Genomic DNA, 6,200 nt, shown 5'->3' with positions numbered 1-6,200 from the left:
GCCCGTACGCCCCGTCGACCCGCCACCGCCACCACGCGGCCCGCACCGACCGCACCACCCGCGCCGCCCCCACCGTCCTGAACGACGTCACCCATTTGACCGACCGTCCCAGGTCATGCGCATCCATGGCCCTCACCCTGCCACCGACCCCCCACCGGACGGAGCGGGTTCGCCACCCGTTCACCCGGCGGTGACCTCCGCCCTCCCGGCCGCCGCGGCCCGACACCCCTGGTGCGGAAGACGATCACATGGCATCGTCCTCGTCAGCCGCGCGCGCCGGCCCACACCCAGGGGACGCCCACCGCACGGCGGCCACGCCCACGACGCGTACAGCCGGGAGCAGCCACGATGACCACCGCACCGCACCACGCCGACCAGCCGACGCCCCTGTGGCGGCCGGACGCAGAACGCGTCGCCCGTGCCCAGGTCACCCGCTTCCACGCCCGCGCCGCCGAACGGCACGGCGCCCCCGCGCCCGTCCCCGGCGATCCGGAGGCGAGCTACGCCGCCCTCCACCGCTGGTCCGTCGCCGAACCGGAGCCCTTCTGGCAGGCCGTAGCCGAGTGGTGCGACGTCCGCTTCTCCCACCCCTACGAGCGGGTGCTCGCCGACGCCGCCATGCCCGGCGCCGTCTGGTTCCCCGGCGCCACCCTCAACTACGCCGAGCACGCCCTGCGCACCGCCGAGGACCCCGCCCGCGCCGCCGAACCCGCCCTGCTGCACACCGACGAGACCCACGACCCGCGCCCGGTCACCTGGACCGAACTCCGGTCCCGCGTCGGCTCGCTGGCCGCCGAACTCCGCCGCCTCGGCGTCCGCCCCGGCGACCGGATCAGCGGCTACCTGCCCAACATCCCCGAGGCGGTCACCGCCTTCCTCGCCACCGCCGCCGTCGGCGCCGTCTGGACCTCCTGCGCCCCCGACTTCGGCGCCCGCAGCGTCCTCGACCGCTTTCAGCAGGTCGAACCCGTCGTCCTGTTCACCGTCGACGGCTACCACTACGGCGGCAAGCGCCACGAGCGCGCCGACACGGTCGCCGAACTCCGCGCCGGCCTGCCCACCCTGCGCGCCGTCGTGCACATCCCGCTGCTCGGCACGCCCGCCCCCGAAGGCGCCCTGGAGTGGTCCGACCTGACCTCGGGCGACGTGGAGCCGGTCTTCGAGCAGGTGCCCTTCGACCACCCGCTGTGGGTCCTCTACTCCTCCGGTACCACCGGCCTGCCCAAGGCCATCGTCCAGTCCCAGGGCGGCATCCTCCTCGAACACCTCAAACAGCTCTCCCTCCACTGCGACCTCGGCCCCGGCGACCGCTTCTTCTGGTACACCTCCACCGGCTGGATGATGTGGAACTTCCTCGTCTCCGGCCTCCTCGTCGGCGCCACCGTCGTCCTCTACGACGGCAGCCCCGGCCACCCCGACACCGCCGCCCAGTGGCGCGTCGCCGAACGCACCGGCGCCACCCTCTTCGGCACCTCCGCCGCCTATGTGATGGCCTGCCGCAAGGCCGGCCTCCACCCCGGCCGCGAACTCGACCTCTCCAGCGTGCGCTGCGTGGCGACGACGGGCTCCCCGCTGCCGCCGGACGGCTTCCGCTGGATCCACGACGAGGTCGCCGAGGACATGTGGATCGCCTCCGTCAGCGGCGGCACCGACGTGTGCAGCTGCTTCGCCGGCGCCGTCCCCACCCTCCCGGTGTACATCGGCGAACTCCAGGCCCCCTGCCTCGCCACCGACCTCCAGGCCTGGGACGAGCAGGGGAAGCCCCTCGTCGACGAGGTCGGCGAACTGATCGTCGCCGCGCCCCTGCCGTCCATGCCCCTCCGCTTCTGGAACGACCCCGACGGCCGGCGCTACCGCGAGAGCTACTTCGAGACCTTCCCCGGCGTCTGGCGGCACGGCGACTGGATCACCCTCACCTCACGCGGCACCGTCGTCATCCACGGCCGCTCCGACTCCACCCTCAACCGGCAGGGCGTCCGCATGGGCTCCGCCGACATCTACGAGGCCGTCGAACGGCTCCCCGAGATCAAGGAATCCCTGGTCATCGGCGTCGAGGAACCGGACGGCGGCTACTGGATGCCCCTCTTCGTCCACCTCGCCCCCGGCGCCACCCTGGACGACGCGCTCCTCGACCGCATCAAGCGGACCATCCGCGAACAGCTCTCCCCGCGGCACGTCCCCGACGAGGTCATAGCCGTCGACGCCATCCCCCACACGCTCACCGGCAAGCGCATCGAGGTGCCCGTCAAGCGCCTCCTCCAGGGCACCCCGCTCGCCCGCGCCGTCAACCCCGGCTCCGTCGACAACCCCGACCTGCTGCCCTTCTACGCGGACCTCGGCCGGCGCCGCCGCGGCGACTGACGGCCCTCCCGCGCCTCGCCCCCGGCGCGTTTGTCAGTGGCTCCGATTACTCTGAGTGAGCATTGATTACCGCGCTGACACCGCGCTGAGGGGGAGTGGAACCATGGCGCACGACACGCCACAGGACACGCCGCACACCGATGACGTCCGCACCCGGCGGAGCGCCCGCCGACGCCTGCGCAAGGAGGTCCCCAGCACCGTCGCCGTCCTCGCCGACGAACGCGACTTCGCCGCCATGCGGCGCTACACCAGCTTCGGCTTCGACGACCACCCCGGCTACCTACGGCACGTGGACGGCCTCCTGCGCGCCCTGGCCGCCCAAGGCACCTACACCAGCGTCGCCCTGTTCGACCCGGACGACTACGCCGCCTACTGCGCGGACCTCCGCCTCGACCCGGACAGCGCCACCAGCCGCACCCGCTACACCGCCGAGGTCGCCGCCGCCGGCACCACGGTCGCCTACGACGGACGCCCCGTCACCCGGCTCCTCCCCGGCCTGATCGACGCCGCCGAGCAACAGGCCACCTGGGAGTACGCCACCGAACTGCTCACCGGCGACGACTGCGAACGCTGCGGCGAGGACACCGGCCGCGCGGCCTTCGCCCGCGCCTCGCTCGCCCTGCGCCGCATCGTCGAAGCCCTCGGCCCGGGCGGCCACCACCTCGTCTGCAGCGTCCCCGCCGACGGCGACGCCCCGCTCATCGCCCTCCTCCAAGTCGAGTGCGGCCCGGCCGGCAGACTCCGGCTCGACGAACCCTCGGCCCTGGTCTTCTGCACCGTCCTGGCCGCCGGCATCGCCACCGACCGCCCCGGCGGCATCGTCGCCCGCACCACCGCCCCCGGCCGACCGCCCACCGTCCGCGGCTGGACCCTCCGCGCCGGCTGGCCCCGCCCGCTCGACGAGGCCGAGGTCTTCTCCGCCTACTGCACCGACCCCACCACCGGGGAACCCGTCCCGCCCGAGTACGGCGTCGCGTACGAGGCGGGCATCGACCTCCCGGAACACGACGGCGGGACCGACGAGGGAGGAGGGGGAGGAGGGGGAGGAGAAGGAAGAGAGGACTGAGCGCCGCCAAGGGGACCCAAGAACCGCGGGGACAAGAAAGGAGGGGCGCCCGCCGCCCGGCAGGCACCCCTCACTCCCTCACATCTCACGCACCCGCTTCCGCGGGCGGCGCTCACTCGCCGGAGAGCACCGCCTGCGCCGCGCGCCGCGCCTCCTCGGCCGAGTCCGTCGCACGGGCCGCGGCGGCGGCACGCTCGCACTGGGCGAGAGTGTGCTTGGCCAGCGTGGCGCGCACGTACGGGATCGAGGCGGCGCCCATGGACAGGCTCGTCACGCCGAGACCGGTCAGCACACAGGCCAGCAGCGGGTCCGACGCGGCCTCACCGCACACCCCGCAGCTCTTGCCCTCGGCCTTGGCCGCCTCGGCGGACAGGGCGATGAGGTCGAGCAGCGCGGGCTGCCACGGGTCCTGCAGACGGGAGACGGCACCGACCTGACGGTCGGCGGCGAAGGTGTACTGCGCGAGGTCGTTGGTGCCCAGCGACAGGAACTCGACCTCCTGCAGGATGGAACGCGCCCGCAGCGCGGCGGACGGGATCTCGACCATCGCGCCGAACTTCGCCCGCAGCCCGGCCTCGCGGCACGCGTCCGCGAACGCCTTGGCGTCGGTGCGGTCGGCCACCATCGGGGCCATGATCTCAAGGTAGACCGGCAGCCCCTCGGCGGCCTTGGCCAGCGCGGTGAGCTGCGTACGCAGCACCTCCGGGTGGTCGAGCAGCGTCCGCAGCCCGCGCACGCCCAGCGCCGGGTTGGGCTCGTCCGCCGGGGTGAGGAAGTCCAGCGGCTTGTCCGCGCCCGCGTCCAGCACCCGCACGACGACCCGGCCCTCCGGGAACGCCTCCAGCACCTTGCGGTACGCCTCGACCTGCTTCTCCTCGGACGGCGCCTTCGCGCTGTCGTCCAGGAACAGGAACTCGGTACGGAACAGGCCGACGCCCTCCGCACCCGCCTCGACCGCCGCCGGCACGTCCGCCGGACCGCCGACGTTGGCGAGCAGCGGCACCTTGTGCCCGTCGGAGGTCGCGCCCGGACCGGAGGAGGCGGCCAGCGCCGCCTTGCGCTCCTCGGCCGCCTTCGTCAGCTCGGCGCGCTTCTCCTCGCTCGGGTCGACGAAGATCTCACCGGTGCTGCCGTCCACGGCCACGACCGTGCCCTCGGCCAGCTCACCGGCGCCCGGCAGCGCCACGACCGCGGGCACGCCCAGCGCACGGGCCAGGATGGCGCTGTGGCTGGTCGGCCCGCCCTCCTCGGTCACGAAGCCGAGCACGAGCGTCGGGTCGAGCAGCGCGGTGTCGGCGGGCGCCAGGTCCCGGGCGATCAGCACGTACGGCTCGTCGCTGTCCGGCACACCGGGCATCGGCACGCCCAGCAGGCGGGCGACGATCCGGTTGCGCACGTCGTCCAGGTCGGCGACCCGGCCGGCCAGGTACTCACCGGCCCCGGCCAGCAGCGCCCGGTAGGCGGCGAAGGCGTCGTAGACCGCGCGCTCGGCGGTGCTGCCGACGGCGATGCGCCGCTCGACGTCCGCCATCAGCTCGGGGTCCTGGGCCATCATGGCCTGGGCCTCGAGCACGTGCTGGGCCTCGCCGCCGGCGAGGTTGCCCCGGGCGATCAGATCGGCGGCCACAGCCTCGACGGCCTGGCGCGCGCGCCCCTGTTCGCGCGGTGCCTCGTCCGTCGGGATCTGCTTGGCCGGCGGCTCCAGCACCGCCGTGCCCATGTGCCGGACCTCGCCGATCGCCACACCGTGGCTGACGCCGACGCCTCGCAGCGTTGCTTCCATCATGTCCTCTCGAAGGGGACCACCGGCCTCGGCCGGTGGGGGAACGCGTCCCAGTTGCGTTCAGCTGAACCGTTTCCGCCGGTTCCCCGGCGGCTCTGCCGTGGCTCTGTCAGTGCCAGCTGAACAGCTGGTCGCCGGCCTTGACGTCGCCGTCCACGCGCACGTCGCCGAGCACCTCGGCGGTGGCCTCCAGCGCGATCACGGGGGAGACGGGCGACTTGCCCGCGGCCTCGACGGCGGCCGGGTTCCAGCGGATGACGGCCTGGCCGCGCGTGACGTTGTCGCCCTTGTTGACGAGCAGCTCGAAGCCCTCGCCGTTGAGCTGAACGGTGTCGATGCCGAGGTGCGTCAGGACGCCGTGCCCCTCGGAGTCGACGACGACGAACGCGTGGGGGTGCAGCGAGACGATGACGCCGTCGACGGGGGCGACGGCCTCGGAGGGCTCACGCACGGGGTCGACGGCGGTACCGGGTCCCACCATCGCGCCGGAGAAGACGGGATCGGGCACTGCCGCGAGTCCGATGGCGCGTCCGGTGATCGGGGACGACACGGTGGTCATGGGAAGCCTCCCAGGGGTGGAGATTCATCACGCACCGTCACTACCTGTCCCGGACGGTGCACTGATCAGAGCCTAAGTCATAGGAACTGACGGTTCCGCACGAGCGCACCCCCCGCCCGTCCAGTGCGCTCCGTAACCGATTTGCCTCGCCGGCCCGGGGGCCTGTACTGTCGGATTCCTGCCCACGACCGGAGCCCGCAGCGAGAGCTGAGGGGCACGGTACGGGGGCGGCACTCCATTCAGATGTGATCCCCTCTCGGGAGCGCTTGCGTCTGTCCGCGTGCGTCGAACTATTCGGTGCATACGGAAAGAACGGGCGGTGAGAGAGACGGAAAACGCCTGATAGAGTGGTGGAACACCGAAGGGAAGCGCCCGGAGGAAAGCCTGAGAGAGTCTCTCGGGTGAGTACAAAGGAAGCGTCCGTTCCTTGA

The 6,200-nt window shown here is 73.0% G+C and carries 4 protein-coding genes; 2 read left to right on the top strand and 2 right to left on the bottom strand.

Annotation, left to right across the window (positions count from 1 at the left end):
* Positions 1-348 precede the first annotated feature (348 nt).
* Together ACSNOK_RS29435 and ACSNOK_RS29430 are read left to right on the top strand one after the other, a co-directional pair.
* A complete protein-coding gene (locus ACSNOK_RS29435; protein WP_436783841.1) occupies positions 349-2,361 on the top strand; it encodes an acetoacetate--CoA ligase in 2,013 nt (670 codons plus the stop codon).
* Positions 2,362-2,464: 103 nt separating this feature from the next.
* On the top strand, positions 2,465-3,427 hold the full coding sequence (locus ACSNOK_RS29430) for a hypothetical protein (protein WP_436783840.1): 963 nt from the start codon (positions 2,465-2,467) through the stop codon (positions 3,425-3,427).
* Positions 3,428-3,539: 112 nt separating this feature from the next.
* Here ACSNOK_RS29430 and ptsP read toward each other — a convergent pair whose 3' ends face one another.
* Both ptsP and ACSNOK_RS29420 read right to left on the bottom strand, forming a co-directional pair.
* The gene (ptsP, locus tag ACSNOK_RS29425; protein WP_436783842.1) at positions 3,540-5,210 is read right to left on the bottom strand and encodes a phosphoenolpyruvate--protein phosphotransferase; all 1,671 of its coding nucleotides are present in this window, start codon (positions 5,208-5,210) and stop codon (positions 3,540-3,542) included.
* Positions 5,211-5,319: 109 nt separating this feature from the next.
* The gene (locus ACSNOK_RS29420; RefSeq protein WP_436783839.1) at positions 5,320-5,769 is read right to left on the bottom strand and encodes a PTS sugar transporter subunit IIA; all 450 of its coding nucleotides are present in this window, start codon (positions 5,767-5,769) and stop codon (positions 5,320-5,322) included.
* Positions 5,770-6,200: the final 431 nt, after the last annotated feature.

Origin of the sequence: Streptomyces sp. URMC 126, from assembly GCF_051386555.1 — a bacterium.
GTDB lineage: Bacteria > Actinomycetota > Actinomycetes > Streptomycetales > Streptomycetaceae > Streptomyces.
The sequence above is the reverse complement of the archived record's forward strand: the minus strand, read 5'-3'. Positions and strand labels throughout refer to the sequence as shown.